Below are 26,935 nucleotides of genomic sequence, written 5' to 3'. Positions count from 1 at the left end.
TTGTCACTTCGTTACACAGGTATCGGCCCGTGCGCCCCACTACCCACGAAACCCTTGCTAACAAACGCTTTCCCTCATAACAGCAGCGCACGGCAGCAGGCGGGAACAGCGGTGAGGCGATTCTGACTGGTTGATTAGTCAAGCGCAACACAGTAGTAACTGGATGGTCCACGCCCTCGACCCCGGAGGTGACCCGAGCTATCCGCTGGAACATCGACAACAAAGTCTTCTGGCCCGCGCTGATCATGGTGATCGGCTTCAGCGCGCCGTTCGTGATCGCGCCGCAGACGGGTGAACGCCTGCTCGGCGAGGTCCTGTCCTGGCTACAGTCCGACCTGGGCTGGGTGTACATGTGGTTCGTCGTCGGACTCGCGGTACTGCTCGGCTGGCTGCTCTTCAGCAGGCACGGCCGCATCAGGATGGGCGGCCCCGACGACCGCCCCGAGTTCTCCACACCCACCTGGCTGGCGATGATCTTCACCGCCGCGATCGGCGGCGGCCTCATGTACTGGGGGATCATCGAGTGGGCGCACTACCACGTGGACCCCCCGTTCCAACTCGAACCGCACAGCGCCGAGGCCGCCGAGTGGTCGGCCACCTACCCCCTCTTCCACTGGGGCCCCACCGCCTGGGCGGTCTTCTGCGTCCCGACCCTGGCCCTGGCCTACGCCTACCACGTGCGCAGAATCCGCCGCCTGCGCCTGAGCGAGGCCTGCCGCGGGGTGCTCGGCGACCGCGTCGACCGCTGGCCGGGACGCCTGATCGACGTCTTCTTCATCCTCGGGATGATCGGGGCGGCGGGAACCTCGCTGGCCCTGGCCGTGCCCACCGTCGCCGAGGGCGCCTCCCGCATGCTGGGCTTCGAGCCGGGCGCCACCCTCAACACCATCGTCATCGGCCTGTGGACCGTGCTGTTCGGGGGCAGCGTCGCCCTGGGCCTGCACCGCGGCCTCAAGCGCCTGGCCAACCTCAACCTCTACCTGGCCGCCGCCCTGGGCGTCCTGGTCCTGGTGCTGGGCCCGGCGGTCTTCGTCATCGACACCTTCACCAACAGCGTCGGCATGCTCGCCCAGAACATCGTGCGGATGAGCACCTATACCGACCCGGTCGGCGGGTCCGGCTTCGAGGAGATCTGGACGGTCTTCTACTGGGGCTGGTGGATCTCCTACGGGCCCTTCGTCGGCATGTTCTGCGCCAAGATCTCCAAGGGGCGCACCGTCCGGCAGATCATCGTCGGCATGTGCGGCTTCGGCAGCCTGGGCTGCTGGCTCTCGTTCGCGCTGCTCGGCAACTCCAGCATGGCCTTCGAGCTGAGCGGGCAGGCGCCCATCGTCGACACCCTGGAGTCCGAGGGCGCGGTCCCGGCCATCTTCGCCACGCTGGAGGCGTTCCCGCTCAGCTGGATCATCACCCCGCTGTTCCTGCTGCTGTTGCTGGTCTTCCTGGCCACCACGCTGGACTCCGCGTCCTACATCATGGGCTCGGCCACCTCCCGTGACCTGCCCAACGAGGTCGAGCCCTCCCGGTCCAACCGCGTGCTCTGGGCCGTCGTCCTCGCGGCGGTGTCGGTCTCGGTGATGTCGGCCGGAGGCACCGACGCGTTGCAGACCCTGTCGGTCGTGACCGCCTTCCCGCTGATCTTCATCCTGAGCCTGGTCGCCGCCTCCCTGGTGCGCTGGCTCCGCGAGGACGAGCGCTACCGTTCCGGCGCTGCGGGCCCCGACCCCGGTGCCGGTCCTGGAGCCGAGCCCGGCCTCGGTCCGGACCGAGGGGAGGAAGCGGGACTGGACACGCCGCCGTCCCCGCCGACCCCGGCTGCGAGGTGAACCACCGCACGCGGTGACGCGCGAAGCGGTCCGGTACTGGCAGCGGGCCCCGCCCGAGGGATCGCCGGGAGCCTCGGGCGGGCGACCGTCGGCGGTCCCGACCGAGTCCCCGCCCCCGGCGGCGTCGCGCTCCCGGTTCCGGAGCGGGGCCCGGTCCACTCGTACGCCCGCGTCCCCGCTCGGGAGCACGGGCGCCGGGCAGGGCCGTCGTACACCAGGCGGGGCCGCCCCGGGCTCGGCGGAAGCGCACACGGCCACATGTGGCCAGGAGATCCGCCACGATGCGTGTCAGAACGGACACTAAACTACGTTCTGATTCCGCTTCGACGGCTCTGCCGCCGTGGAAACCCATCATACGGGGCACGGTATGAGCCAACCGTGGCGGACTCCTGCCCCGCCGTTCTCCGCCCGCCCCTCCCCCGACAGCAAAGGCCCCCATGCAACCCCAGCCCCCACAGCACGGCCCGACCACGTTCCCGGAGCGGATCCCCGTCCCCGGGCCGGTGCGGGGCCTGGCCGCGGTGCTCTGGATCTCCGCTGCCATCTCGTTGGCCGTGCTCGTCATCAACATGACCACCGCGCCCGTGTTCGGCGTCGAGCCGGGGTACGCGTTCGGCTACTCGCTGCCCCATACCGTCATCGGCGTGCTCATGGCGGTGACGGCGTTCCCGGTCACCCGTGGCCGTTCCTGGGCCCGGACCACGTCCAAGGTCGTCCTCATCATCCAGGTCGTGCTGCAGTCCATGATGCTGCTCGGCGGAAACAGCGTCCTCTGGGCGCTGCTCCTGCTCCCCCTGGCCATCGCCGGAGTGGTCCTGCTGCACCGGCCCATGTCCCAGTGGTTCTTCGCGTTCCGCAACCAGGCCGCCGGTCAGGGGCACACACAGCAACACACCCACCACCCGCACCATCAGGTGAACCAGGGCTACTACCCGCCCCAGCAGTACCCGCAGCAGCCCTACGGGCAGCAGCCACCGCAGCACGGCTCCTGGAACCAGGACCCCCGCCAGCAGTAGTCCGCGGACCGCGCCGCTTCCGTCAGCGGTATCCACCGGAGCCGACAGCGTCAGCGCCGAACACCAGTCCCTTGGCCTGCTGGAATCCCTCCGGCCCGTAGCGCCCGTACTCGCGGCCGCTCCCTCAGTCCTCGGAACCGGTCGCACCGCGCTGGTAGGCGGTCGGTTGTCCTGGCCTGGCCGCCAGTTCGCGTGCGGCCGCCAGGTTCTGGTCGATCGCGGCCCGCCATCGCCCCGGGGCCCGGCGGCGGCGTTCGCGCGCCAGCGCGAGCCCGGACAATACCGGGCCCAGCCACGCGTCGGTGATCGGGGCCGGAGGTATCCGCAGGTCCTGGCACGCTCCGTCGCCGTGGATCCGGCGGGCGATCGCGTTCAACGCCGGTCGGGCCAACTCGCCGGGTACCTTGAGCATCGCGTGCAGCGCGGAGGTCGCCGAGGCCAGCGTCGCGTCCGCCAGCACGGCCGACTCCTCCGTTGCCGGTCCGGTCACGGTCTGGAACACGGCGTCCAGGCGTGCGGCGGCCTCGTTGCCCGTGATCCCCTCGACCAGGCGCGCGTCGATCCCCAGCAGGTGGGCGACGTACCACCAGTAGCGGTACAGGTCGGCCTGCTCGCGGCTGCTCAACCCGAACCCGAGAAGCCCTTCGGCGGTGTAGGCGGTCAGGGTGAAGTCCATCCAGGTCCGCCCCAGGTCGACCTGGTTGATCGGGCAGCCGTCCGCCGAGCTGTCGTAGCCGCGGTTCAGCGCGAGCCTTCGCATGTGCGCGTGCAGCATCCGCACCTCCAGGGTCGCCACGTAGCCCGGCTGTCCGACCCGGAGGCTGCCGGGCAGCATGGTCTGGGTGAGCCACGCCCCGGTCTCCTGGATGCGCCGCTGCGCGGACTCGACCAGCCGTCCCGTCGTCGTCAGCACCTTGGAGATCGACGGCGACTCGTATACCCGGATCAGGGAGCCAGCGTTGAGCGCGATGATGTGCACCGGCGGCGGCGAGGTGTAGAACGGCATGGGGCCCCGGTCGAGCAGGGCGTCGTCCACGTAGTCGGGCGGGCTCTCGGTCTGCCGCAGCAGCGCCGCCAGTGCCGGGGGCGGGTCGGTGAGGGAGGCCAGGCCCTCCCGGATGCCCTGGTTCACCACGGGCCTGGCCTGCCCCATCCCGATCTCGTGCATCTCGGTGACGACCGCGTCGGCGAGCACGTCACCGGTGGTCAGCGCCCACTGCATCAGGTCGGCTCGGGCCTGGCCGAACTGGGCCAGGACGGTCGACCGCCCCGCCCTCAGCGTCGGCCACGGGTTCTGCTCGGTCATGGTCTCCCTTTCTTCCGGGGGTTCGTTCCTGACCGCCCGCAGGGTCGGGAGGACCCCGGGGGTGCCAGGTATGGCTGACATGGTCCTGCCGCGGACTGGGCTGGAGGCGCTCGGCCGCCCGGCGCTCCGGTGTCGGCCGTCCGCCCGGGCCGGGCGGCGGGCCCACGGGTTCTGAACCGGGCGGACAAGACGGGACCGTGGCCCGGGCCCGCGACGGCCCGGTGGTGTACGGGTCCGGGGCGGCTCAGCCGTGGGCCTGGGCCCGCGGCCTGCCCGGGGAGCCGTGGGCGTCGTCGCTCCCGGCGATGTCGCTCAGTACCTCGGAGGCGGCGAGTTCGTCGCGGGCGGCGAGGCGGTCGAAGCCGTTGACGGCGGGGTAGACGTAGCGGCCCAGGGTCGCGATGAGGACCGCGCCGACGACGAGGACGCCCATCAGGACGGGGATGACGGGGTCGTAGGAGCCCAGCAGGTCGTACCCCAGCCCGAGGAGCAGCGGCCCCAGCGCACTGCCCAGGAGGAACGCGGCCTGGACCAGGCCCAGGATGCGGCCGAAGTAGCGCGTGCCCAGGTAGCGGGTGATGAGCAGGGCGAGCAGGTCTCCCTCGATGCCGAAGGCGACGCCGATGAAGGCGACCGCGACGACGGCGCCGCCGAACGGCGGTTCCAGGAAGAACATCCCGGCGATGGGGGCGATCATCACGATCGGACCGATGACGCACGCGTGCACCCGGTCGAGGATGAGGCCACCCGCCACCCGGCCCACCAGCGAGGCGAGCCCGAAGACGACCAGCAGGGTGGCGGCCTGGTCGGCGCCCAGCCCGCGGTCGGTCATCATCGGCACGAGATGGACCTGGAGGCCGTAGACGACGACGCCGACCAGTCCCAGTCCGAGCGCGATGGCCCAGAACTGCCGGGTGCGGACCGCCTCGCCGACCGTCAGGCCGGGGAGTTCGAGGCTGACCTCGCGGCCCTCCACCCGGGTCTCCTGGACGAGTCGTCCGCGCACGTGCCGTTCGGCGCGGGCGCGCACGAACAGGGTGACCATCGTGACCGACACCACGACCGAGATCAGCGCCATGAGGCCGTAGGCCGTCCGCCATCCGACGCCTTCGATGAGCGCTCCGGCCAGCAGCGGGGCCAGGGCCGAGCCCAGCCCGATGATGCCCGTCACCACTCCGACGGCGAGGGCGCGGTTGTTGTCGAACCAGCTCACCACCGCCCTGGTGGCGGGCACGGCCGTCCCGGCCCCGAAGAAGCCCACGAAGAAGCACGGGATGAGGTAGACCCACTCGACCGGCGGCACCAGCCCGATCAGTGCCATCGAGGCCGCGAACAGCACGAACCCCGGCACGAGGATGTACCGCGCGGCGAAGCGGTCCACGAGCTGGGCGACGATGACCAGGCCGATCGCCATACCGACCGCCGCGACCGAGAAGGCCCCGGTGACGGTCGTGCGGCTGAAGCCGGTGTCCTCGACGATCGGCAGTACGAACAGGCCGATGGTGGCCAGGTACATCTGGGGGCCGACGGCGTTGGCGGTGCCGCTGCCGATAAGCACCCACCAGGGGCTCCTGGGTCTGGGCGTGCGGGGGGCGACTGTACTCATGCGGTCTCCGTGGGGTCGTGGGGCGGTCGTGCAGGCGTTGGCGGGCAGGCGGTGACTGTCAGACGACAGCGGTCAGACGGCGGCGGGGAAGGAGACCCTGGTCAGTTCCTCGGAGACCTGCCAGACGCGCGCGGCCTCCTGTGCGCTGCGCAGCGGCGGGTACAGCCGCTGCTCGGACGGCGGGCCGCCCAGCCTCCCGAGGCCGCTGGGGCTGTAGAGCGCGCCCCGCTTGGCAGCCGGGTCGGTCGCGGCCATGAGCGCGGGCAGCTTGGACGTTTCGAGGGTGCCCAGCAGGATTCCGCGGGCAGACAGGGCCCGGATCCGGCGGATGTAGGGGGTGTCCTCGCCGCGGCCGATCTCGGGGCGGGCGGCCAGGAGGCTGGTCGGGGCCACCCCGGGGTGGGAGAGGTTGCTGGTGATGCCCCACCCGTGCGCCGTGCTGCGGCGGTCCAGTTCGAGGCCGAAGAGCCCGAACGCGATCTTGGACTGGCTGTAGGCGCGCATCTCGTTGTAGGAGCGCTCCCAGTTCAGGTCCTCCCAGTTGATGGAGCCGCGGCGCGCGGAGACGCTGATCTGCGAGGTCACCCGCGCCCGGCCCGCGCGCAGCAGCGGGAGGATGTGGCCCACCAGGGCGAAGTGGCCGAGGTGGTTGGTGCCGAACTGGAGTTCGTGGCCGTCGGTGGTGGTCTGCTGGTTCGGGGGTCTCATCACGCCCGCGTTGTTGATGAGGATGTGGACCGGCAGGCCCTCCTCGCGCAGGGTGTCGCCGAGGGCGGCGACCGAGGCGAGGGAGGACAGGTCGAGGCGGCGCAGCGAGACGTTCGCGCGGGGCACCGTCCGCCGGATCGTGGCGATCGCGTCCTCGCCCTTGCGCTCGTTGCGGACGGGCATGATCACCTCGGCGCCCGCGGCGGCCAGCCGCCTGGCCATCGCCAGGCCCATCCCGTCGCTGGCGCCGGTGACGACGGCGCGCTTGCCGGTCAGGTCGGGCACGGTGATGTCGATGATTCGACTTGGCATGGTCGTTCTCCCTCATGTCGTGTCTGGATGTCGCCGCCGGGTCCCCGTCACCGGAGGCCCGGCACCGGATGCCCGTCGCCGGTCCGGTCCGGCGTCCCCGGTCCGCGCGGGTGTTCCCGGAGCGGGCGGTTCCGGAGCGGGTGCTCCCGAAGCGGACGGTCGTGCGGGTGGTCGTGCCACCGGCGGGGCGCCGGTCGCGTTCACCGGTGACCGCTCCGAGGCGGTCTGCGGCGGCGCGTCGGGGCGGTGGGCGAGCACGCGTCCGCTCGCCTTCCGGGGTCCCGCTCGGGCCTTGGCACCGATCCTGGGCGCACGGCGCGGACCTATCCAGGACCTCCCGATCACAGGCTCGCCGGGCCGCCTCTGCGCCGCTCACGGGGGGATCGGCGGGTCGTGGCTGGCGCCGTCCGCGGGCGGTAGACAGGCCCCACGGACCAGGCAGCACCCGAGGAGAGGGACGTCGTGATCGATCGCACCGGGCTGGCGGAGTTCCTGCGCAACCGGCGTCAGGCCCTGCAACCGGAGGACGTCGGCCTGCCGCGCGGGCAGCGCCGCAGGACCAGCGGGCTACGGCGCGAGGAGGTCGCGTCGTTGTGCCACATGTCGACCGACTACTACTCCCGCCTGGAGCGCGAACGCGGCCCCCAGCCCTCGCACCGGATGCTCGCCTCGATCGCCCAGGGGCTGCACCTGTCGCTCGACGAGCGCGACCACCTGTTCCGCCTCGCCGGACACAATCCGCCGCCCAGGGGCGGGTCCAACGAGCACATCGGCCCCGGTCTCCTGCGTGTGCTCGACCGCCTGGACGACACACCCGCCGAGATCACCACCGAGCTGGGCGAGACCCTGCGCCAGTCCCGGATGGGCGTCGCGCTGACCGGGGACACGACGCGGTTCACGGGGCCCGCCCGCAGTGCGGGGTACCGGTGGTTCACCGATCCCGCCTCCCGGAGGATCTACGCGCCGCAGGAGCACCCGTTCCTGGCCCGGACCTACGCCGCGGGGCTGCGTGAGCTCGTCACCCTGCGCGGGCCGCGGTCGCGCGCCGCCGAACTGGCCGAACTGCTGCTGGCCCGCAGCGAGGAGTTCCGACGGGTGTGGAGCGACCACGAGATCGGGATACGCCCCCACGAGGTCAAGCACTTCGTGCACCCCGAGGTCGGCGCGCTGGAGCTGACCTGCCAGCGGCTGGTCGATCCGGGCCAGGCCCACTCGCTGAGGGTCTACACCGCCGTTCCCGGCAGCGAGAGCCACGAGAAGCTCCGGATGCTGTCGGTCATCGGAACGCAGAAGCTCGGCTGACGCCGGGTCGTACCCGGGCTCCACCGGAGCGGAGGCGGAAGTCAGCCGGGAGGGGGCGGGCTCCGTGCGTCGTGAGCGGCCGCAGGCCGGAGTTCCCGACCGGAGGCGGACCGCAACTGTCGGGCTGCTCCCCCGGAGGGCTCCCTAACGTGGCCGGTGAACGAGAGGGGAACCGGTTCATGCTGACCGATCACGACATCAGGGCCTTCGTCCAGGACGGGTTCGTCGCCCTGCGCGGGGCGTTTCCGCGCGAACTCGCCGACCGGGGCCGGGAACGGCTGTGGGCCGACCTCGGCTGCGACCCCGACGACCCCGCCACCTGGACCCGGCCGGTCGTCCGCCTCGGCGGTTACCCCGACCCGCCGTTCCGGGAGGCCGCCACCACACCCGCGCTGCACGAGGCGTTCGACCAGTTGGTGGGCCAGGGCCGCTGGCAGCGCCTGGAAGGGCTCGGCACCTTCCCCGTGCGCTTCCCCGGCGACGAGGACCCCGGCGACACCGGGTGGCACCTCGACGCCTCCTTCGCCGGAGCGAAGGGGGAGCCCCGCGTCAACCTCCGCTCGCGCGGGCGCGCCCTGCTGATGCTCTTCCTGTTCTCCGACGTCGGCCCCGACGACGCGCCCACCCGCATCCGGGTGGGCTCGCACCGCGACGTGCCGCCGCTGCTGGCCGACGCCGGTGACGGGGGCCGCGAGTTCATGGACCTGTGCGGCGCCGCCGTCCCGGCCAGCGAGGGCCGCCCCGAGGCGCTGGCCACCGGCGCGGCCGGAGACGTCTTCCTGTGCCACCCGTTCCTCGTGCACGCCGCCCAGCCGCACCGGGGCGCCGCCCCGCGCTTCCTGGCCCAGCCTCCGCTGCCGCCCGTGGGGGAACTCGACCTCGACGCGCGGCGGCCCACTCCGGTCGAACGTCCGGTCATCGAGGCGCTACGCGCCGACTGACCCCGCGCCGGGGCCGCGCTGTGGTCGCGGCTGTCACGCACCGGCGGGCGACGGCGGTGCCTCCAGGACGAAGAAGAGGAAGCCGATCCTGGTCGACAGGGCGTGGAACTCGTCGGGGAACAGCTCACGGGCGGCCGGATCGGGCTGCGGCTCGCTGACGGCGCACAGGCGCAGACCGGCGGCGGTGAAGGCGTCGGTCATCGCGTGCAGCGGCCTGCGCCAGAACCTCAGCGGAACGGTCCGCCCGCTGAACGCGAACTCGGCACTGTAGCTGGTGGTCGCGAAGTAGTCGGGCCGGGGGTCCTGGATCGCGTAGTCCGTGAACGGGTGCTGCACCGACGCGATCAGCCGACCGCCGGGCCTGAGCACGCGCCGGATCTCGGCCAGCGTCGGGCCCCAGTCCTCCAGGTAGTGCAGCACCAGCGACGCGACCACGTCGTCGAACGCACCGTCCTCGAACGGGAGGGGATCACTCAGGTCGGCCACGCGCAGGTCCGCGTCGTCCCCGAGCCGCCGCCGTGCCAGCGCCAGCATTCCGGCGCTGGCGTCGACACCGGTGACGTCGGCGCCCCGGTCTCGCAGTGCGGCGGACAGGGGGCCCGCGCCGCAGCCCGCGTCCAGGATGCGGCGGCCGGTCACGTCCCCGGCCAGGGCCAGCATCGCGGGCCGTTCGTAGTAGGCGTTCTGGACGTTGTTCTCGTTGTCCGCCGCGTACGCCTCGGCGAAGCCGTCGTAGTCGTTGTCGTTCGTCCGGGCCGCATCCGCGGCCTGGACGGGGGTGTGGGGCACATCGGTGACTCGGTCCATCGCTGGAGCCTAGTGTGCGCGGAGCCCGCCGGGCAGCCTTCGATTACGGTCCGCGTGGACGGGAGAAGCCGCCGCGACAGGGATCGCAGTACGCGAGGCCGCGCGGAGGACGGGCACTGCCGCAACCCCGGCCAGGGGTTCCGGCTGCCCTACCGGCATCATCGAGGCCCGGGGCCCGTGCAGCTCCTTGAGAGACGAGCCCGCGCTGGCAGCGGACACACCGGAGGTTGCTGATGACAGAGCTGTTCGAGGACGGCGACTACTACACCGGCCCTCCCCTCGACAGCGAAATGGTCCGCCGCGCCGAGGCGGACCTCGGCGTGCGGCTTCCCCGCGACTACGTGGAGGTGCTGCTACTACGGAACGGAGGAACCCCGCGACGCCGCTGCCACCCCACATCGTTTCCGACGTCCTGGGCCGACGACCATTTCGAGATCAGCGCGATCCGGGGAATCGGCGGAGACTGGGGAATCGACTCCGCGTCCGACGGGGGAAGCCCGTACCTCATCACCGAATGGGGGTACCCGGAAATCGGCGTGGTGGTCTGCCACACGCCTTCCGGCGGCCATGACACGGTCATTCTCGACTATTCCGTGTGCGGTCCCGCGGGAGAACCCGCCATCGCCTACATCGACGAAGACCGCGTCCCCCGACGGATAGCGCGGTCGTTCGGCGAGTTCCTCGCGCGGCTGTTCCCTGCCCTCCCGCTGGCTGAGGTCGTCGCGACCCGGCCCCGCCCTCCCCGGAACACCGGAGCGGAGACGCTCCCGGCCGCGATGGCCGGGCGCGCCCCCGCCCGGATGTGTCCCACGGGCGCTTGGCCGCGCCCGGAGGTCGGGGTCAGCAGCTCAGGTTCGACCCGGTGGTGGTGCCGAGGATCTGGGTGAACTGCGTGAACTTGTTGATGCGGCTCTGGACCTGCGCCGGGTTGCCCCCGTTGCACTCGATCGAGCCGTTGATCGCACGGATCGTCTCACCGAAGCCGTGGCCGTTGACGATGGCGTTGTGCGGCGTGATCGTGCCGGGTCCGGACTGGGTGTTCCAGTACCAGAGGCCGGTCCGCCAGGCGACCGAGGCGTTCTGCTCGACCAGGTAGGGGTTGTTCAGCAGGTCGATGCCGAGGGCGTCACCAGCGGCCTTGTAGTTGTAGTTCCAGCTGAGCTGGATCGGGCCGCGCCCGTAGTAGGCGGCCTGACCGGCCGGGCAGCCGAAGGGCTGGTTCCAGTCGCAGTAGTGCGGGTAGTTGGCCTCGTTGGTCTCCCTGATGTGCACCAGCCCGCCGGTCTCGTGGCTGACGTTGGCCAGGAAGGCGGCCGCCTCGCGCTTCCTCACCTCGGTGCTGCCGGTGTTGGCGAAGGCCGGGTAGGAGCTGAGGGCGGCGGTGAGGCCGCTGTAGGTGTAGAAGGGGTTCCGGTTCGGGAACATCTGGTTGAACTGGGCCTCGGTGACGACGAACCCGCTGGGCGCGGGCTCCTCACCGCCACCGTCGGTGCCGCAGGCGCCCTGGTCGGCCCAGACGTCGGAGGTGCCGGGACGCTCGTTCTGCGTCCACCACTTGGCCGTGTAGTTGCGGCCGTCGTAGGAGACCTGCCCGCCGCCGGTGTAGACGGCGGAGGAGTTCCAGGCCGGCGCGCAGACGGCGGCGGCCTGCGCGACGGTCACGGGGAGGACGACGAGCACAGCCGCGAGCGCGCCGAGCGCGGCCAGCTTGCTCAGGAGACGACGGATCACGTGTTCACACTCCTAGGGTGCGGCGCGTCGTCCGACCGCGCGCCGCTGGGGGTGCCGTCACCAAAGCAAGGGTGGTCTAGACCTGTCAAGACCAGTAACACGGATCGTGAGGACAAGGTGACGGAAAGCCGGAGGCGATGACCCGGCGTCGGGCCCCTCACCGGGCCGTCGGAGATGGGGGCGGTCCGCCTCGGCGTACGCGGAAGCTCGACGCGTTCCCGCAGAGGATCGTGTCCGTTTTCCAGGGACACCGGTCGAGTCGTGATCCATGCTGGAACCCATGAACGACACGCCTGCCCTCCGCCCTGTCAGCGTGGCCCGGACCCTGGTGTCGGCCGCCGCGGTCCTGGCGGTCGGCGCCTGTTCCCCCTCCACACCGCAGGAGGAGGAACAGCGCCCCGCCGCCAGCGAGCCGACACCTTCCGCAAGCGCAAGTGCCAGTGCCAGCGAGTCCTCCTCCCGGTTCACCGGCCTGGACCCCGAAGGCACCAGCCGGGCCCAGATCACCGAAGGACTCACCGTGGCCGTCGAGAACTTCGAGCGCGTCCGGGACGCCCAGGGGGAACCGGCGCTGACCTTCGACCTCACACTCACCAACGCCACCGGCCAGACCTTCGACGCGACCCGCGTCGCCGTGTTCGCCTTCCACGGCCCCGACACCCAGGAGGCGCCTCCGACCATCCTGGAGTTCGACGAGAACGGCTCCGGGCGTTCGGCCCACTTCGACGAACCGCTTTCCGACGGTGAGGAGGCGACACTCACCTACGGGTTCAACGTGGACCCCGACCACGAGCAAGTGCTGATCACGGTCGAACCCGAGGGGGACGACGCGCTGTTCTTCGGCGGCACCGTTCCCCTTTGATCGGGGTTTGGCCATACCGCTCGCCCGGCGAGGGCCGGGATTGCTCATGTTTACCCGCCATTGGGCGGGTAGAGAGGTGAGTGTGCACCTGCGCGCTCCTCGGGCCGCGGGGACGGCCTCCACGGCCGTACGGCCCGTGATGACGCGGCGCGGGTGCCGGGTCGGCGCCTCTCGGGGGTGAGCGCGCACGACCCGCGCCGGACCGGCGGTTCGGGGGATCCGCGACGGTCCGGCGAGACGCGGGAGCCCCCGCGCGACAGCTCTTGTCGCGCGGGGGCTTTTCCCTTCGGTCCGGACGCGGCTAGGAAATCAGCGAGCGACAGGGCTCGTCAGCCGAAGGGATCAGCCCCGCGTGCGCGGGGAGCACCTGGGCGTGTACGCCCCTAGCGAGCTGCCCAAGGGACCATCCCCGCGTGCGCGGGGAGCACAGGCCGCGGCTACCGGTACCGCTCTGGCCGGAGGGACCATCCCCGCGTGCGCGGGGAGCACGATCCTCGGTTCACGAGGGGGCCTCCAATGTGGGGACCATCCCCGCGTGCGCGGGGAGCACAACCGCTCCAGGGTGCGCGCCCGGCCCTCCCGGGGACCATCCCCGCGTGCGCGGGGAGCACCGCGGGGGGACCTTCGGCTCCAAGCGCGTGATGGGACCATCCCCGCGTGCGCGGGGAGCACCTGAGGACGGGCTGTTCTGTTTCGGCGAGGGGGGGACCATCCCCGCGTGCGCGGGGAGCACAGGGTGGGGGCTTCACCGAAGAGCAGGTCCGCGGGACCATCCCCGCGTGCGCGGGGAGCACAGGCCCGCCGCTGCCCTGAGGTCAACCGGCGGGGGACCATCCCCGCGTGCGCGGGGAGCACAGTCAACGACCTGCGAACTTACCAACGGCAAGCAGCCAATTTTCCAACTTCTTCAAAGACGGACACGCACCCCACAAGCCCCGAAACCCCCAAAGAACTCACCTCCCACCAAAGCGCCGCCTCTTCGACGCCTTGCTCCACCCGCTCTTCGGCGGCCTCCGGTTCTCCTCCACCGCCTTCTTCGGACGGTGCATCAGGGTCAGCCCCTCGTGGTCCACCGGTTCCCAGTGGTGCTCGAAGGTCTGGAAGGTGAACCCCTGCTCGGAGCCGTCGCTGTACGCCAGCAACGCCCTCCCGTTCCCCGCGTACTCCTTCACCTCCGCCCACAGCACCTCCCGGATCCGGCGCGACGGGTTGCCGATGAACACCCCCGCCGAGATCTCCATGAGCCACCGGGTCAGGAACCCGCGCAGCCCGGCCGGACAGTTCGTGAGCACGACGACCGTCACCAGACCACCTCGTCGGCGTAGCTGTAACCCGACTCCAGCAGCTCACCCCGGTCACCCACCAGCCCGACCGTGTCCGCCACGTCGTCGTTCGGACCCTCGCCCGTACCCTCGGCCCCGGCCTCACCGAACCCATCACCGAGCAGCAGCTTCTTGATGTCGTGCACGCACCGGTCCAGCAGCCCCTCCTGGTTGATCCGGTCCCGCAAGAGCCTGCGCGTCACACCGTCCACGTCCTCCTCACCCTGCGCGGCGGCATCGAAGGCCACCGGAATCCCGATCTCCACCTTGTACAGATCGGCCACGTCCATCACGAACCCGCGTTCGTGACCCGAGTGCACGAACCCCAACCCCGGACTGCACCCGAGCGCGGCCGTCACCGCGTGCGCCACCCCGTAGAAGCACTGCGCCGCCGCGGTGATCGCCTTGTTCGGCGGATCCGAGACGTCGTGGTCCCCCGGCACGTACCGCCGCCCACGCCAGGTCACACCGGTCCGTGCCGCCTGCTCCCGGTAGCACGCCTTGACCCGGTCGCCCTCCTTGCCCAGCAGCGCCTGACGGCTCAGCGCCTCCACGTCCAGGTCCGGGAAACGCATCCGGTACATCGCCCGCGCCACGTCGAGCCTGCTCCGCCGGTTCGCCCACGCCGTCGCCTGCGCCTCCACCAACCGGGAGGAACGGGTGAGCGCGCGCCCGGCCGCGTAGTAGCGCACCCCGTGCTCCCCGACCCACACCACCGTCGCCCCGCACTCGCCGAGCAGGCTCATCGCCGAGTGGGTCACGTTCGTGCCCGGCCCCAGCAGCAGCGTGCCGATGGTCGCGGACGGCAGGTAGCGCGTCCCGTCCCCGTCCTCTGCGGTGATGGCGTTGGAGTCGCGGTGCACGATGCACCGTTCCAGGTACAGGAACGACAACCGGTCGCCCACCCTGGTCAGCTCGCGCGGCCCCGAGGTCCTGCGCTTCCCCACGGTCCCCATGCCTCACCCCACCGGCGCCAGGGTCATCAGCCCGCAGCCGTAGGCCTTGGCCCGGCCCAGCCCGGCGCACAGCGTACGGCGCAGCGCGTCGGGGTCGGTGACGGTCAGCCTTCCGTCGAAGGTCGCGGTGACCACGGGAACCCGCATCCGCTTTCCCCGCCGGTCCGGGCGCGGGTCCGCCTTGTCGAAGCCGCGCGCGTCGCGGTCGTGCACGACCAGTTCGTGCTCGTCCTCGCCCGGGAGGAGCTGCTGCTCAGCGGGCTTGCGCACGATTTCGAAACCGCACCGCTCCTGGCGCTGGAGCAGCCACCCCGCCTGGTGGCGCGGCGTGACGTGCGCGGTGGGCTTGGTGGGCTCGCCGTCTCTTCGGCGGATGCTGTGCACGGGGTTGGCGGTGAGCCGGAACGCCCACGTCTGCCCGGCCTCCAGCCTCTTCAGGAACCCGGTGTACTCGTGCGTCCGCCACGCGTTCTCCGGGTCGGTCGGCCACCCGGCCTGTTCCACCACGTGGGTCAGGTCGGGCCGGTCCGGGCCCACCACGTACAGGAACACCTCCGCCCGGGCGTTGCGGTCCACCCGCCACAGCACCCGGGGGCCGTCCGTGTCGCTGGGCAGCAGGTTCGCGTAGGAGCCCATCACGGCCGCGTGCATGGCCTGCGGCGAGGACAGCAGCTTCCTCGCTCCGGGGCGGTGGGTGTTGAACCGGAATCGGGTGAGGTACATCAGCTTCCTCCCAGGGCAGCCGTGGGATCGTGGTCGGGAACCGGCCGGCGCCGCGCGAACGGGTTCGGCACGCCGACCGAGTCGGCATGCACCGCGCGCAGGGCGTAGCGGCGGTGCGCCGGATCGAAGCTCAGCGGCAGGTCGCGCAGCGAGTCCGCCCGGCCGTCGCCGGGCGCCGCGTCCACCAGCGTGGTCAGCGCGATCACCGCGCCCTGACGGCGCCCGGTGCGCCGCTGGTACCAGTCGGCCGCCTGCCAGGGGCGCCCCGCCAGGACGTCCTCGACGCGCCCCTCCTGGGGCTCGCCCAGGTCGAGCGGGCGGGAGGGCGGGCACGAGCGCCTGCCGAGGTAGGGCAGGTAGACGGGTTCGCGGACCGCCCGGTACAGCTCGGCGACCAGGTCCCGTTCGCCCTCCACCGCCGCGAGGAACACGGCGTCGGACAGGTAGAAGCGCTCCGACACCGGCATGGACGTGTCCGTGTCCAGGTGCTTGGCGGTCTGGTAGTCGCGCACGCGGATTCCGGGCTGGTCCAAGCGCACACCGAAGCGCAGCGCCGCCAGGTCGGACAGGTCGGCGGTCCGGTCCCGTCCCAGGGCGGCGGCGAGCAGCCCGAGCACGCCGCTCTTGGTGGGGGCGTTCTCCGTGCCCCGGCGGGCGAACCGGGAGGCGGAGCCCCAGGCCTGGAGCGGGCCCGCCAGAACCAGGGGCAGGACGCTCACCGCACTCATGCCCGCGGCGCCTGGCGCTGGGCCACGGCCGCGCCGACACGCTCGACCAGTTCGGGGAGGGTGACCTCCTCGCCCAGGCCGGAGAGCTTGGCGGTGCGCTCCCCCACCCGCACCACCCAGGTGTCGACGTCGTCGGCCGCCCCGAACGCCCGCTCCACCTGCGGCACGTACTCGGCCAGGCGCGCGCTGGCCTGGGCGACGTGCCCCGCACCCGCCTCCACGGGCTCCTCGAAGGCCCCCACGAAGCTGATCGGGCGCGCGCCGCGCAGCTTGACGACGACCGCGTCGGGCAGGGTGTGGTTGCCGAAGGTGTTGACCTTGCCGGTGGGCATCGACTCCACGAACCCGCGCACGAACGCCTCCACGGCGCGGCGCAGCGGTTCGGTAACCGGTTCGTCCTCGCGCAGCCCCTCCCCCAGGTTCTTCCGCAGCAGGTCCACGTCCACGGCGGCGTAGCGGTACAGGGTGGCGGAGTTGAACTCGACGGTGCCGATCATGCCCGCGCCGGTCTCCTCCTCGGGGTTGCGGTCGTCCACGGCCGTGTAGTAGTCGGACTCGTTCTCCACCGCGTGCACGCTGAGGGCGTGCGCGACCTGGGCGGCGGCGTCCACGTTGACGTCGGCGCCGTCGGCGACCATGCGGCCGAACAGGGCGATGTCCACCGAGTGGCGGGTGTCGGCCACGGCCTTGGCGCGGGCCTTGTTGTCCTTGTCCTTGAGGAAGGCCTTGATGTCCTCGCGGCCCTCCACGGCGAGTTCGGCGAGCCCGTCGCGCTGGCGCGCGCTGAGGAACATCAGGTAGGCGGACTCGGGGGCGGGTGCCTTGGTGCCGTTCTTCTTGGCGGCGTCGGCCTTGCGCTTGGGCACCTCGATCTTGGAGCCGGTGGCGACCTGGACGGTCTCGGCGGCCAGGGCCAGCGCCTCGGCCTCCTCGATGGAGGAGTCCCGTTCACGGATGCGGGAGGCGACCAGCTCGGCGACGCGCTTGGTGCGGGTGCCCAGTTCCTGGGGGTCGAGCAGGGCGTCGAAGGCCAGGCGGGTGGCGCGCTTCCAGGCCTGGCTGGAGACCCGGGACCGGCGCACGCCGCCGTAGACGGCCGTCTTGGGGGCGCCGGTGTCGTCGCGGTTGATGTTGCTGGGCGGCACGGTCTGCAACACGTGCACGTCGAGAATGGTGCGGCTCATGGTGTGTCCTTGTCTCGTCGGTGCCCGTCCGCGGGCGCACCCGGGCGGGGCGGGGGGCGAAGCGGGCTGGTGGTGCCGGGCCTCGGCCGGAGTCGGGAGGCGGTGCGCGAAGGGCGCTGTCAGTCGGAGGTGCCGGTCGCGGTCCGCGTGTCCTGGTGGCCGGTGGCGTCGTCGGCCTCGGCGCCGTCCGTTCCGGCGCCCTCCGAGTGCCGGTAGGCCTGGAAACCGCGGCCCCAGGCACGGCGCACGCGTTCGGCCCCGGGCCGGGTGCGGGCGTCGTGGAGCTGGTCGGCCAGCAGCCCGTAGTCGAGCGGGACGTCCTCGGCGCGCAGGAGCTGGACGATCCCCCGGAGCCGGTCGAGGCGGGTGGCGCGGTGCGCGGCGCTCCCCGCCTGCACGAACCTCCTGCGCAGCGGTTCGTCGATGTCCCCGGGCGGCATAAGGCGGCGGACCGCGTCGCCGAGGCCGCGCCCGCGCCGGTGCATGCCCTTCTCGCGCTTGGACTGCTGGTGCAGGGCGTAGAGGGTCAGCGCCTCGTGCGCGGCGGCCTCGGCGTCCTCGGTGCGGGGGTCGGAGACGGAGAAGCGCTCGTAGAAGCGGTGGTCCAGGGTCAGCCCCACCAGTTCGGGCACGGCCTCGACGGGCTTGCCCGCGCCCCGGCGCAGCTTGGCCAGGGTGGCGACGGCCTCGGGGAGGTCCTTGAGGTAGCCGCCCTGGAGCTGGCGGACGCGTTCGTCGACCAGCTCCCCGACGTCCTTGAGTTCGGGCACGAACTCGGCGGTGCTCGTGGTGGTCACTGCTCCTCCTGCGGGGAGTGGTCGGTGTTGGTCAGCGGGAGCGCCCTGCGCAGGGCGGAGCGGAAGCGCAGGTCGGCCCGGGAGGCGGTGAGCCAGACCGATCCCTTCTTGGTGGCCACGACCCGGCCCGTCCAGGCGGCCTCCCCGGCCGTGTCCATGAGTTCGCCGCCGAGCCGGGAGACGATCTCGTGCGCCGTGAGCTGCCACGTGCGGCGCTGTTCCAGAGGGGGTTCAGTGGTGTTGAGGCCGCGCAGCCACTTGCGGAAGGGCTCGTCCAGCTCCGCGAACCCGCGGTCGCGCGCGGCGGCCCGGGGTCCCTCCCCGTCCGCGCCCGCCGCGTCGGCGAGGGCGGTGGCCAGGTCACCGAGGACCATGACCGCCTCCTCGGCGTCGTTGACCGCGTCGATCGCCGTCTGGCCGAGAGTGCTGTCCTGCTCGTGCAGCAGGACCACGGGCATGGCGACGGTGTCGTCCACGATCTCGTCGATGACGGACTGCTGGGTGCCGTAGACGGCGCCGACCAGGCGTGTGCGGAGAAGGAAGCCCTTGTCCAGGTACTCCTCCACGGTCAGGCGCGCGATCCAGTCCAGCACCCGGGGTCGCACGACCTTCGCGGCCTCGCGGCGCTGCTCGGCGCCCTGGACGCGGCCGGTGACCAGGGCGGCGAGGCCGCGCCAGGCGCTGCGGGCGGGGTCGTGGTCCCGGGGCAGGTAGACCTGCTCCTCACCGAGCTTCTTCTCCTGGGCGGGGCTGCGCCGCCAGGCGGTCATGGGCTCTCGGTCGTGCTTGTTGCGCGGCGTGAGCGGGTCGCCGTAGGCGAGCAGGACGCCGTGGACCGCTTCGCCGTCGTGGTGCAGGCGGACGCGGCGGCTCTGCCAGGTGTAGAGGTCGCGCAGGCCGTGGGGGCGGGTCTGGGCCTCCGCTCCCCCGAGGGCCTCGGCGGTGGCCGGGGCCCGGCGCCAGGCCGGGCGGTCGTCGGGGCGCGAACGCAGGTTGTCGGTGTCGCGGGGCAGCAGGTTGAGCAGGAGGGTCGCGCGCAGGTCGTCGCCCTCCACGTACACCCCGCCGAGGTTGCCGGACCACCCCACCCCCTGCGGGTAGACCTTGCCGTCCTTGACCCGGGGGTCACCGACCACTCCGGACTTGATCCCGGAGGTGTCGTAGGCGTGGGCGTGCAGGAGCCAGCGGGCGGCCTCGGCGAAGCCCAGACTTTCGGCCCCGTGCGCGCGCATGGTGAAGAAGCGCGCGTTGTTGGGGACGTCGGCCACGATCGGGTCGAGGGAGGAGTGCTCGCCCTTGGCCGTGCGCAGCTCCGCCACCTGGAGGAAGGGCGCGGTCGGGTGCAGCAGGTCGAGACGGTCGCGGTGCTCGCCGAGGTAGTCGCGGACGCGGTCCGCGGGGAGCTCTCCCCGACCCCCGTCCCACAGGTCCGCCCAGTCCTCGATGTCCTCCGGGCCGTCGATCGCGTCGTGCAGGACCGCCAGGAGCAGCCGCAGGAGGGCGAAGTCCTGGGTGGGCACGTCCCCGACCAGACGCCGGATCTGTGCGGCCTGCTCGAAGACCTCGGTGAGGGAGAGTTCGGCCTCCATCCCGTCGAGCCGCTGGACGGGGACCCAGGGCCGGCTGGTCAGGTCGAAGGAGGGCGGGAGCGTCGGTGGGGGCGCGGGTCGCGGTGGGGGTGGCGTCGGCCCGGAGGCGTCAGTCGGCACGGTGGACCTCCAGTCCGTCGGTCGGGGTGTAGTGCAGTCGGAATCCGGCGAGTTCGGCGCGGTCGTCCTCGTCCAGGAAGAGGATGAGTTCCTCGGCGATCCAGTGGGCATCCTTGGTCTGCCAGGCGAGGACGAGGTCGGTTTCGAGTTCGGTGATGGCCCGGTCCAGTTCCTTGGGGAAGGTGAACTGATAGGGCAGCCGGAGCGCGGAGGCCGCCAGGGCCCGTGCGGAGGCGGGCTGCGGCGCGGTGCCGGTGGGCAGGTCCAGTCCGCCGCGCCCGTCTGCCAGCCAGGGAACGGTGGTCACGGTGCCGTCGGCGGCGCGGCGGGCGACCAGGACCTCCAGGCTGTCGCGGGTGTCGCGGACCTGGGCCTTGCCGGCCTGGGTGTCGTCGGCCTCACCGACCCCGGCCTCGACCCAGCCGATGAGCGCGCGGCCGTCCCGGGCGGCCGGTTTGAGCAGGAAGGTCTCGGCCTTCTCGCCCTTGCGCGCCTGTTCGGTCTCGTAAGCGTCGAGTGCCTCGGCCATCGCCTCACTCCAGGTGTCGGGGGCGGGGTCCCGGTCGCCGTAGGCGTCCTGGACCAGAGGGCTGATGTCCTCGGGGAGACGAACCGTGCGGGCGGCGTCCCCGTCAGCGGCACCGGACTCCAGGCGGGTGCGGAGCACGGCCAGGGAGCGGAGCAGGGGGTACTGCCCGTAGACCGTCCGCGAACCCTGTACCGGTTTGGGCGGCGCCTCGTCCCAGTCCACACCGGTGACCAGGCAGCGGGCCCTGCGCACGCGCTCGGGCCGGTCGGACTGGTCCCGGCCGCGCGGGTGGCGGTGCAGGCGGCCCATGCGCTGGAGCACGAGGTCGACGGGGGCCAGGTCGGTGACCAGCAGGTCGAAGTCCACGTCCAGGGACTGCTCCACGACCTGGCTGGCGACCACGATGTGGCGGGTGGGGCGCTCGCCGCCGAGTTCGGCGACCTTGGCGGGCGGCCCGTAGTCGGCCACCAGGGCGTCGTCGTTGGCGGCGCGGTCCAGGGCGAGGAAGCGCGAGTGCGTGACCGTGACCGTGTCGGTGCCGAAGCGGGCACGCAGGTGCGCGGCGGCCTCGTGGACGCGCGCGACGGTGTTGCGCACGACCAGGGCGCAGCCGCCCTCGGCCAGGGCGTGCTCCAGGTGCGCGGCGAGCGCGTCGAGGTCGTCGGACAGGGGTTCCACGACCACGTCGGTGGCGCGGCCTGAGGCGGCGGGGGCGTACAGGCGGGGCGCGGCACCGGTCTCGGCCGTGGTGATGAGGGGGTAGGCGCGGGCCTTCCCGACCTCGTCGTATCCCGCTCCCGAAGCGCCGGTGTAGGCCTCGGCCAGCTCGCGCCTGCGCCCGGCGGGCAGGGTGGCGGAGAGGACGACCACGGGGACGCCGTACCTGCCCAGCCAGGACAGGGCGCGGTCGAGGTAGGCGTTCATGTAGGTGTCGTAGGCGTGGGCCTCGTCGATGACGACCACCTTGCCCGCCATGGCCAGGTGGCGCAGGGCCAGGTGCTTGCTCTTGAGGCCGGTGAAGAGGAGCTGGTCGACGGTGCCGACGGCGAAGGAGGAGAGCATGCCCTTCTTGCGTCCCCGGAGCCAGCGGTGGGCGGTGAGGGCGGCGGGGGTGCGGGGGGTGCTGCCCGCGCCGGTCCCGGTGTCCTCGGCGTCGCGGTCGGTGTCGTCGGCCAGACGGCGGCCACCGCCCATGAGCTGCGTGAACTCCTCGTTCAGGTGCGCTTTGGAGTGGGCGAGGAACACGGAGGCGGCCTCCTCCGGCATTCCGGGGAGGCGGTCGAGCCAGGTGAGGTAGCGCCCGAACATGGCGTTGCTGGTGGCCATGGTCGGGAGGGCGACGAAGCAGCCGCCCGCGCCGGACCGGGCCGCGAAGATCTCGGCCACGGCCAGGGCCGCCTCGGTCTTGCCCTCGCCCATGGGGGCCTCGACGATCATCAGGCCTGGGCCGGCCATCCGCCGCGCGGCCTCGACCGCCTGTTCCTGGACGGGGCGGACGGTCGCGCCCTCGGGCAGGGCGAAGCGTTCCGCGAAGAGTTCCGCCGCGGTGCCGCCTGGTTCCTCGGCCTGCCACTGCCGGGGGAGGTCGAGGAGGCGCCAGGCCTCGCGGGTGCGCTCGGGGTCGGTGCTGCGCTTTCCTGCGCCCGGGAAGAGGGGGAAGAGTTCGGGGTTGCTGGCGATCCAGTCCGCGACGATGACGAGGGCGGTGAGCAGGACCTGCACGGTCTGCGGGAGCTTGAGGGAGTTCCAGGCGGAGAGGCGTTCGGCCGCGCCGGTGACGCGGGCGGCGGTGTCGAGGAGTTCGGTCTGGATGGTGGTCCAGGCGCGCTCGTGGCCGGGGGTGCGGAGGAGCTGGGGGTGCCGGTCGAGTTCAGCGATGGCCGAGTAGCCGGGTGGGACTCCGTGGTGGCCTCCGGCGACGACGGCGAGCTGGTGGGTGTCGCGGGCTTTCCAGCCGTGGTGCTCGACGAGCCAGTCGCGGAGGAGGAGCTGTCCGGCCAGGCCGTGGGGGGCGAGGTTGCGGTCGGCCATCTGCTTCTGGAGGGGCATGTCGAGGCCGTGCGCGCGCATGTCGTCCGCGAGGTGTTCGACCTGGCAGGCGAAGGCGGGGGTGGCCTTGCCGATGTCGTGGGTGGCGGCGAGCCAGACGGCGAGGACGCGGGCGTCGTGATCGCCGTCGGGGAGTGCACGGCTGATGTGGTCGCGGACCTGCGCGGGGAGCCACTCGTCCCAGAGCCTGGTGGCGACGGCGGCGCTGTCGGCCATGTGGCGGTAGAGGGGCAGCCAGCCGTCGGAGTCGAAGTCGTGTTTGGCCCAGGTGCGTCGGGCGGCCTCGGAGAGGGGGTCTTTCCAGGGCTGAGGGCGCCCTTCGTGCGTCATGGGGCACAGTGAACAGGAGTTCGAGGCGCCTTCGCAGGCAAACGCCGAAACTTGCCCTGTCCGCTTCTGGCCAGGGGGGTTTACCCGTCCGCGTAAACCGAGTGGCTCGTGTGCCGGGCGTATCCCCGTGCGTACGGGGAGCACTCCATGCCCATGGAGCGGGGCACGTGCCGGGTGGGACCATCCCCGCGTGCGCGAGGAGCATTTAACGCTAGCCACAACTCTGCTACCCACTTCAGGGGCAATCTCGAAGCCATCCGAGAGCAACACAACTACCTTAGGGGCAAGGCGATATATTCATCAAACCAAACACAAACGAAGTAGGCAGTAGAGCATGTGGCTAGCGCCGAAGCATACTAACGAAGTTGTTAGTAGAGCATGTGGCTAGCGTTAACGAGAAGCTTCAACACGTGATAGGCTCCCAGGCGGCTTACCAGAAAGCCCCTGATCAGACAGGCAACACATGCCCAAATCGGACATTTTTGACGATATGGCTTCACACCCCATATTCATGAGCATTGTAATAACAAAACTCAAAAATGGGTCAATGGCCACATCCGATGCATCCACAGTCACAAAGCATGACACATTGGCCCTAGAAGGCCTGGCCTTGCGAATATCTTCACAGGAAACCCCAAAGAACGAAAAGGACGAAAAAAATAAGCTTCTCGCCTAATTCGTTACATAGGTTCCGTCATGTGCCCGCACGAAGGGGCCGTCGTCACGCACCGCGTCCGTGATACGGACACTTCGTGCCTCTGGAACAGCGGAGACGGCTTCCTGGATAGTCATCCACGTGACCACACGCGCCTCAGAGGTGACCTGCGCCTCGCCTCCAATCGGCTCACACAGAAAGGCCAGGGAGACCACGCCGAGCTTCATGTTCTTGTACACGCCGGTCAGCCGAACAGGCTTGACCTCAACGCCGGTCTCCTCACGCACTTCCCGAACGGCGCACTCCTCAGGTGTCTCCGCGAGTTCGAGAACGCCGCCGGGCGGCACCCAACGCCCGTCGTCGGCCCGCTTGATCACCAGGACCTTGCCGTCCTCGGGACGGATCACCACACCGGTAACGCTCACGCTGTGCACAGGACTCGCGTTCATGCGCCCTGCTCCCACGCGTAAGTCAGTCTCCAGCGAAGCGCCGCCAGGATGTTCACACAGACCTCGACGCGGCGCCCATCGGCGTCGAAGGCGGTCCGCAGGATGGAGAACACGGGCTGACCACCAGCAACCTCCAGGAAATCCGCTTCCTCAGCCGTAGCGCTTCGCACCTCGATGTCCTCCGTGAAGCGCACCGGCCCGAAGCCCCGTTCCGCGAGACGAGCGTAGATACCACTCGGCCCGGTGTCCGGCATGGCAAGGTCAGCGCTCCCAGCCACGTCGAGGGGCACGTACGAGGTCGCGATTTGGACCGGCTTCTCGTCAGCGAACATGTGACGCCGCCTCACCAGAACCTGACCCTGGCTCTCAGGGTCCATCTCCAGAATCCCGGCGATCTCGTCGGAAGCAGGCTCGACACCCCAGCGGACAAGTTCAGTTCGCGGTGCGAGGCCGACCTCGGCCAGCTCCTCCGCGTAGGAACTTCGTCCCTCTGAAAAGCGGTAATCCGTACCCATGCGCCGCACACGCTTGACGGTGGGCATGTCCAGCACCACGGAACCTTTCCCGTGTTCGGTGCGGACCCACCCCTCCGCCTGAAGCATGGCCACGGCTCGGCTGATCGAACTCTGGTTGAGGCCGTACTGACGGGCGAGGTCCGGCTGGCTGGGCAATGTGGTTCCGGGTCTGTAGTCACCCCTTCGAATGGCCTCGCGCAAGATCGCGGCCACCTGCTTGTACCGCGCCTTGGACGGTTCGAGGGTGCTCATCCAGCGTGTTCCTTCCAGCATCACGTGTACTCGTGCCTCACCGTAGCGCGAGCCCCCGCCAGACCAGCGAGCCTCTGTCTCCCACCCCATGCCGCCAACTTATCGCATAAGACTTGACTCTTATGCAATAAGTTCCTACCGTCTTCACCAAGCAGCGTGGAGCCAGCTCACAGGCCTACGCCAAGCACCAAATCGTTCTTTTCGGGATACAGGGGACAGCCATGTCGGAACGCGCACACCCGCGGACAGCCAAACAGGAAAGCTGCCGGGAAGAGTCCGTCGAAAGCCGTTGGGAGCGGTTCGGAGAGCGGGTACGGGCAGCCCGGGAACGCCTGGGCCTGTCGGTCGAGGAGCTGGCCCAGGACGCCTTCGTCTCCCCCAGCCGGATCAACGGCATCGAGACCGGCACCAGCGAGCCTCAGCGCAACGACGCCCGCCACCTCGACGGCGCGCTGGAAGCGGAAGGCGTGCTGTGGGACGCCTGGGCACAGACGTTCATCACCACCAGCCTCCGCGCCGGTGCCACAGCCGCCGACCTTCTCCCCCAGGCGTTCCAGGTCCGGGCGTACGCGCCCCTCGTCCTGCCCGACAGCTTCCTGACCGAGGACTACGCCCGCGCGCTGAACCGGGCCGAGCGCCCCATGGAAGCTGCCTTCCTCGCCAGGGACCGACCCGCGTTCTGCAAGCTCTACAGCACGGCATCCGGACCGCCGTACCACTGCCTGATCGTCGACGAAGGCGCCCTCACCCGGCCCGTCGCCCCTCCCAACGTCATGCGCGGCCAGTTGTCCCGCCTGCGCGACCTGGCCGACAGCGACAGCATCACCGTGCACGTGGTTCCGGAGGGCACCGCGCCCCATCCCGGCCTGCGCGGAGCGTTCTGGACGCTGGCCTTCTCCCCGAGGCACTGCCTGGCCTACACCCCGCACCCGCGCGGGCCGGGCCACCTGGTCACCGACGCCACCCACATCAAGGGCTACGCCGACCTGTTCGCCACCCTCCAGGGCGTGGCGCTGTCGCCAGCCGACTCGCTGCGGCTGCTGGACCAGGCGGTCGAGCGCTTTCCCGAGAAGCCCCGGCGTCGCGCCCTCACCGTGGGCGGCGTTGAAGGATTCGGCGATACCCACGGAACCACCACCGTGGCCAGGGCCTGACCAGGCGGTTCGTCCCCACGTGTTCCCGGTCGGACACGTTGAAGCCCTGGCAGGCGTTAGCGCGCCTCCAGGGCATGACCAGCACTCGAAAACCCAACAGAAAAGGAGATACCGGCATGGTCATTGTGCCGCAGACCTCGCCGATCACCGCCGACCCGGAACGGCGCTGGGAGCCGCGCCTGTACCCCGGAGCCCTGGCCACCGCCAGCCGCGTGCGCTCGGACCTGCGCGCCGACCTGATCCGGTTCACCGAGAGCGGTGACGATCTGATCGAGACGGTGGTGCTGTGCGCCAGCGAGATGTTCGCGAACGCCGTCGAACACTCGCGTTCCGGTGAGGCCGAGGGCCGGGTCATCCGGACGCTGGCCGTTCACACCACGCTGGACGGCAGGACTGTGCTGCGGCTGTCGATGATCGACGACGGCGCCAAGGACGCCAGCCCCCGCATTCCTCGCCAGCGCACGGCTGAGGAATGGCAGGAAGCCGAGCGCGGCCGGGGTCTGCTGCTTGTCGAGAACCTGTCGGTGGCCTGGGGGTTCCGTCCCGTGCTGGAGTTCCCCTTCTGTGCGGGGCTGGGGACGGTGACCTGGGCGGAGTTCGGGCTTCCTGGCTCAGAGAAACCTAGGGACGCTCGATAGCTCCATCCCCGCGTGCGCGGGGAGCACTCGTGGTAGTCCCGGTCGAACGGGTCCAGCTTGGGATCATCCCCGCGTGCGCGGGGAGCACATCCACAGGTACCGCTGCACGACGGCGACGTGGGGACCATCCCCGCGTGCGCGGGGAGCACAGGCCCGCCTGGTCCACATGCACGAGTTCATCGGGACCATCCCCGCGTGCGCGGGGAGCACATGTCCACAGCCGGGACCAGGTACGGGCGCGTGGGACCATCCCCGCGTGCGCGGGGAGCACCGCCGGGGGTTGGCGCTCCGGGCGGCGAGTTGGGGACCATCCCCGCGTGCGCGGGGAGCACTGACCGGCACGCGCCACGCCCGGCCGCCGCGCCCCGTCCCGTGGGGACCATCCCCGCGTGCGCGGGGAGCACGCCAGCGGCACCGCCCCGTCCGGCACGTGCGGGGGACCATCCCCGCGTGCGCGGGGAGCACGGGACCTGGACGGGCGCGCGGGCCGCGTCGACGGGACCATCCCCGCGTGCGCGGGGAGCACGC

Annotated in this window: 22 protein-coding genes, 1 pseudogene and 2 CRISPR repeat arrays (1 of these 25 running past the window's edge); of the genes and pseudogenes, 8 read left to right on the top strand and 15 right to left on the bottom strand. The window is 71.2% G+C overall.

Features of this window, described 5'->3' with window-relative positions; all coding sequences use genetic code 11:
* Positions 1–188 precede the first annotated feature (188 nt).
* Both AC0VX6_RS10390 and AC0VX6_RS10385 read left to right on the top strand, forming a co-directional pair.
* Complete coding sequence (locus tag AC0VX6_RS10390) at positions 189–1,826, top strand: BCCT family transporter (protein WP_274977328.1); 1,638 nt, start codon at positions 189–191, stop codon at positions 1,824–1,826.
* A gap of 437 nt (positions 1,827–2,263) precedes the next feature.
* A complete protein-coding gene (locus AC0VX6_RS10385; protein WP_475468352.1) occupies positions 2,264–2,842 on the top strand; it encodes a hypothetical protein in 579 nt (192 codons plus the stop codon).
* Positions 2,843–2,966: 124 nt separating this feature from the next.
* On the opposite strand, the gene AC0VX6_RS10380 is transcribed toward AC0VX6_RS10385, so the two are convergent.
* The 3 genes from AC0VX6_RS10380 to AC0VX6_RS10370 all read right to left on the bottom strand — a co-directional run bounded on the left by AC0VX6_RS10380 (position 2,967) and on the right by AC0VX6_RS10370 (position 6,774).
* Positions 2,967–4,148 carry an oxygenase MpaB family protein gene (locus AC0VX6_RS10380; protein ID WP_475468351.1) on the bottom strand — a complete coding sequence of 394 codons (1,182 nt, stop codon included), beginning with the start codon at positions 4,146–4,148 and terminating at the stop codon, positions 2,967–2,969.
* 244 nt (positions 4,149–4,392) lie between these two features.
* Positions 4,393–5,754: an MFS transporter gene (locus AC0VX6_RS10375; protein WP_274977326.1), complete on the bottom strand. Its 1,362-nt coding sequence runs from the start codon at positions 5,752–5,754 to the stop codon at positions 4,393–4,395.
* A 72-nt stretch (positions 5,755–5,826) separates the two neighbouring features.
* Positions 5,827–6,774: an SDR family oxidoreductase gene (locus AC0VX6_RS10370; RefSeq protein WP_475468349.1), complete on the bottom strand. Its 948-nt coding sequence runs from the start codon at positions 6,772–6,774 to the stop codon at positions 5,827–5,829.
* A gap of 462 nt (positions 6,775–7,236) precedes the next feature.
* On the opposite strand from AC0VX6_RS10370, the gene AC0VX6_RS10365 reads away from it, so the two are divergent.
* Both AC0VX6_RS10365 and AC0VX6_RS10360 read left to right on the top strand, forming a co-directional pair.
* Positions 7,237–8,076, top strand: a complete 840-nt coding sequence (locus AC0VX6_RS10365) for a helix-turn-helix transcriptional regulator (RefSeq protein ID WP_274977324.1) — start codon at positions 7,237–7,239, stop codon at positions 8,074–8,076.
* A gap of 179 nt (positions 8,077–8,255) precedes the next feature.
* Entirely contained in the window at positions 8,256–9,017 is a 762-nt protein-coding gene (locus AC0VX6_RS10360) for a phytanoyl-CoA dioxygenase family protein (RefSeq protein WP_475468346.1), read from the top strand.
* A 33-nt stretch (positions 9,018–9,050) separates the two neighbouring features.
* Here the strand turns inward: AC0VX6_RS10360 and AC0VX6_RS10355 are convergent, their stop codons facing one another.
* Complete coding sequence (locus AC0VX6_RS10355) at positions 9,051–9,824, bottom strand: class I SAM-dependent methyltransferase (RefSeq protein WP_274977322.1); 774 nt, start codon at positions 9,822–9,824, stop codon at positions 9,051–9,053.
* Positions 9,825–10,057: 233 nt separating this feature from the next.
* Here AC0VX6_RS10355 and AC0VX6_RS10350 point away from each other — a divergent pair, with 233 nt between their 5' ends.
* The gene (locus AC0VX6_RS10350; RefSeq protein ID WP_475468344.1) at positions 10,058–10,711 is read left to right on the top strand and encodes an SMI1/KNR4 family protein; all 654 of its coding nucleotides are present in this window, start codon (positions 10,058–10,060) and stop codon (positions 10,709–10,711) included.
* Here AC0VX6_RS10350 and AC0VX6_RS10345 read toward each other — a convergent pair.
* Positions 10,665–11,555, bottom strand: coding sequence for a glycoside hydrolase family 19 protein (locus AC0VX6_RS10345; protein ID WP_274977320.1), 891 nt, complete (start codon positions 11,553–11,555; stop codon positions 10,665–10,667). The two genes, AC0VX6_RS10350 and AC0VX6_RS10345, sit on opposite strands and share 47 nt — an antisense overlap.
* 313 nt (positions 11,556–11,868) lie before the next feature.
* On the opposite strand from AC0VX6_RS10345, the gene AC0VX6_RS10340 reads away from it, so the two are divergent.
* Entirely contained in the window at positions 11,869–12,417 is a 549-nt protein-coding gene (locus AC0VX6_RS10340; protein WP_475469302.1) for a hypothetical protein, read from the top strand.
* Positions 12,418–12,755: 338 nt separating this feature from the next.
* A CRISPR array of direct repeats spans positions 12,756–13,272; the repeat unit is 29 nt; unit sequence GGGACCATCCCCGCGTGCGCGGGGAGCAC.
* Positions 13,273–13,370: 98 nt separating this feature from the next.
* On the opposite strand, the gene cas2e is transcribed toward AC0VX6_RS10340, so the two are convergent.
* The 10 genes from cas2e to AC0VX6_RS10290 form a co-directional block, all read right to left on the bottom strand.
* The gene (gene cas2e, locus AC0VX6_RS10335) at positions 13,371–13,721 is read right to left on the bottom strand and encodes a type I-E CRISPR-associated endoribonuclease Cas2e (protein ID WP_475468341.1); all 351 of its coding nucleotides are present in this window, start codon (positions 13,719–13,721) and stop codon (positions 13,371–13,373) included.
* Complete coding sequence (gene cas1e / locus AC0VX6_RS10330) at positions 13,718–14,695, bottom strand: type I-E CRISPR-associated endonuclease Cas1e (protein ID WP_475468340.1); 978 nt, start codon at positions 14,693–14,695, stop codon at positions 13,718–13,720. Before cas1e ends, cas2e begins: the two co-directional genes overlap by 4 nt.
* A gap of 3 nt (positions 14,696–14,698) precedes the next feature.
* A complete protein-coding gene (cas6e, locus tag AC0VX6_RS10325; RefSeq protein ID WP_274977316.1) occupies positions 14,699–15,418 on the bottom strand; it encodes a type I-E CRISPR-associated protein Cas6/Cse3/CasE in 720 nt (239 codons plus the stop codon).
* Positions 15,418–16,146: a type I-E CRISPR-associated protein Cas5/CasD gene (gene cas5e, locus AC0VX6_RS10320; RefSeq protein WP_274977315.1), complete on the bottom strand. Its 729-nt coding sequence runs from the start codon at positions 16,144–16,146 to the stop codon at positions 15,418–15,420. The genes cas6e and cas5e overlap by 1 nt, the downstream gene beginning before the upstream one ends.
* On the bottom strand, positions 16,143–17,330 hold the full coding sequence (gene cas7e / locus AC0VX6_RS10315; RefSeq protein ID WP_475468338.1) for a type I-E CRISPR-associated protein Cas7/Cse4/CasC: 1,188 nt from the start codon (positions 17,328–17,330) through the stop codon (positions 16,143–16,145). The genes cas5e and cas7e overlap by 4 nt, the downstream gene beginning before the upstream one ends.
* Before the next feature lie 119 nt (positions 17,331–17,449).
* Entirely contained in the window at positions 17,450–18,127 is a 678-nt protein-coding gene (gene casB, locus AC0VX6_RS10310) for a type I-E CRISPR-associated protein Cse2/CasB (RefSeq protein WP_475468337.1), read from the bottom strand.
* Positions 18,124–19,836 carry a type I-E CRISPR-associated protein Cse1/CasA gene (gene casA, locus AC0VX6_RS10305; RefSeq protein WP_475468336.1) on the bottom strand — a complete coding sequence of 571 codons (1,713 nt, stop codon included), beginning with the start codon at positions 19,834–19,836 and terminating at the stop codon, positions 18,124–18,126. Before casA ends, casB begins: the two co-directional genes overlap by 4 nt.
* On the bottom strand, positions 19,826–22,744 hold the full coding sequence (gene cas3, locus AC0VX6_RS10300) for a CRISPR-associated helicase Cas3' (protein ID WP_475468335.1): 2,919 nt from the start codon (positions 22,742–22,744) through the stop codon (positions 19,826–19,828). Before cas3 ends, casA begins: the two co-directional genes overlap by 11 nt.
* Before the next feature lie 672 nt (positions 22,745–23,416).
* On the bottom strand, positions 23,417–23,848 hold the full coding sequence (locus AC0VX6_RS10295; protein ID WP_274977310.1) for an NUDIX hydrolase: 432 nt from the start codon (positions 23,846–23,848) through the stop codon (positions 23,417–23,419).
* Positions 23,845–24,615 carry a GntR family transcriptional regulator gene (locus AC0VX6_RS10290; protein ID WP_274977309.1) on the bottom strand — a complete coding sequence of 257 codons (771 nt, stop codon included), beginning with the start codon at positions 24,613–24,615 and terminating at the stop codon, positions 23,845–23,847. The genes AC0VX6_RS10295 and AC0VX6_RS10290 overlap by 4 nt, the downstream gene beginning before the upstream one ends.
* Positions 24,616–24,836: 221 nt before the next feature.
* Here AC0VX6_RS10290 and AC0VX6_RS10285 point away from each other — a divergent pair, with 221 nt between their 5' ends.
* Together AC0VX6_RS10285 and AC0VX6_RS10280 are read left to right on the top strand one after the other, a co-directional pair.
* Complete coding sequence (locus AC0VX6_RS10285) at positions 24,837–25,769, top strand: helix-turn-helix domain-containing protein (RefSeq protein ID WP_274977308.1); 933 nt, start codon at positions 24,837–24,839, stop codon at positions 25,767–25,769.
* A gap of 74 nt (positions 25,770–25,843) precedes the next feature.
* Positions 25,844–26,281: pseudogene (locus AC0VX6_RS10280) on the top strand (ATP-binding protein); the annotation flags it as partial.
* Positions 26,282–26,405: 124 nt separating this feature from the next.
* Positions 26,406–26,935: direct repeats of the CRISPR family, unit length 29 nt; unit sequence GGGACCATCCCCGCGTGCGCGGGGAGCAC; it runs 1,157 nt beyond the window's last position.

It is taken from the genome of Nocardiopsis sp. iso_25 (assembly GCF_056173305.1).
The sequence above is the reverse complement of the archived record's forward strand: the minus strand, read 5'-3'. Positions and strand labels throughout refer to the sequence as shown.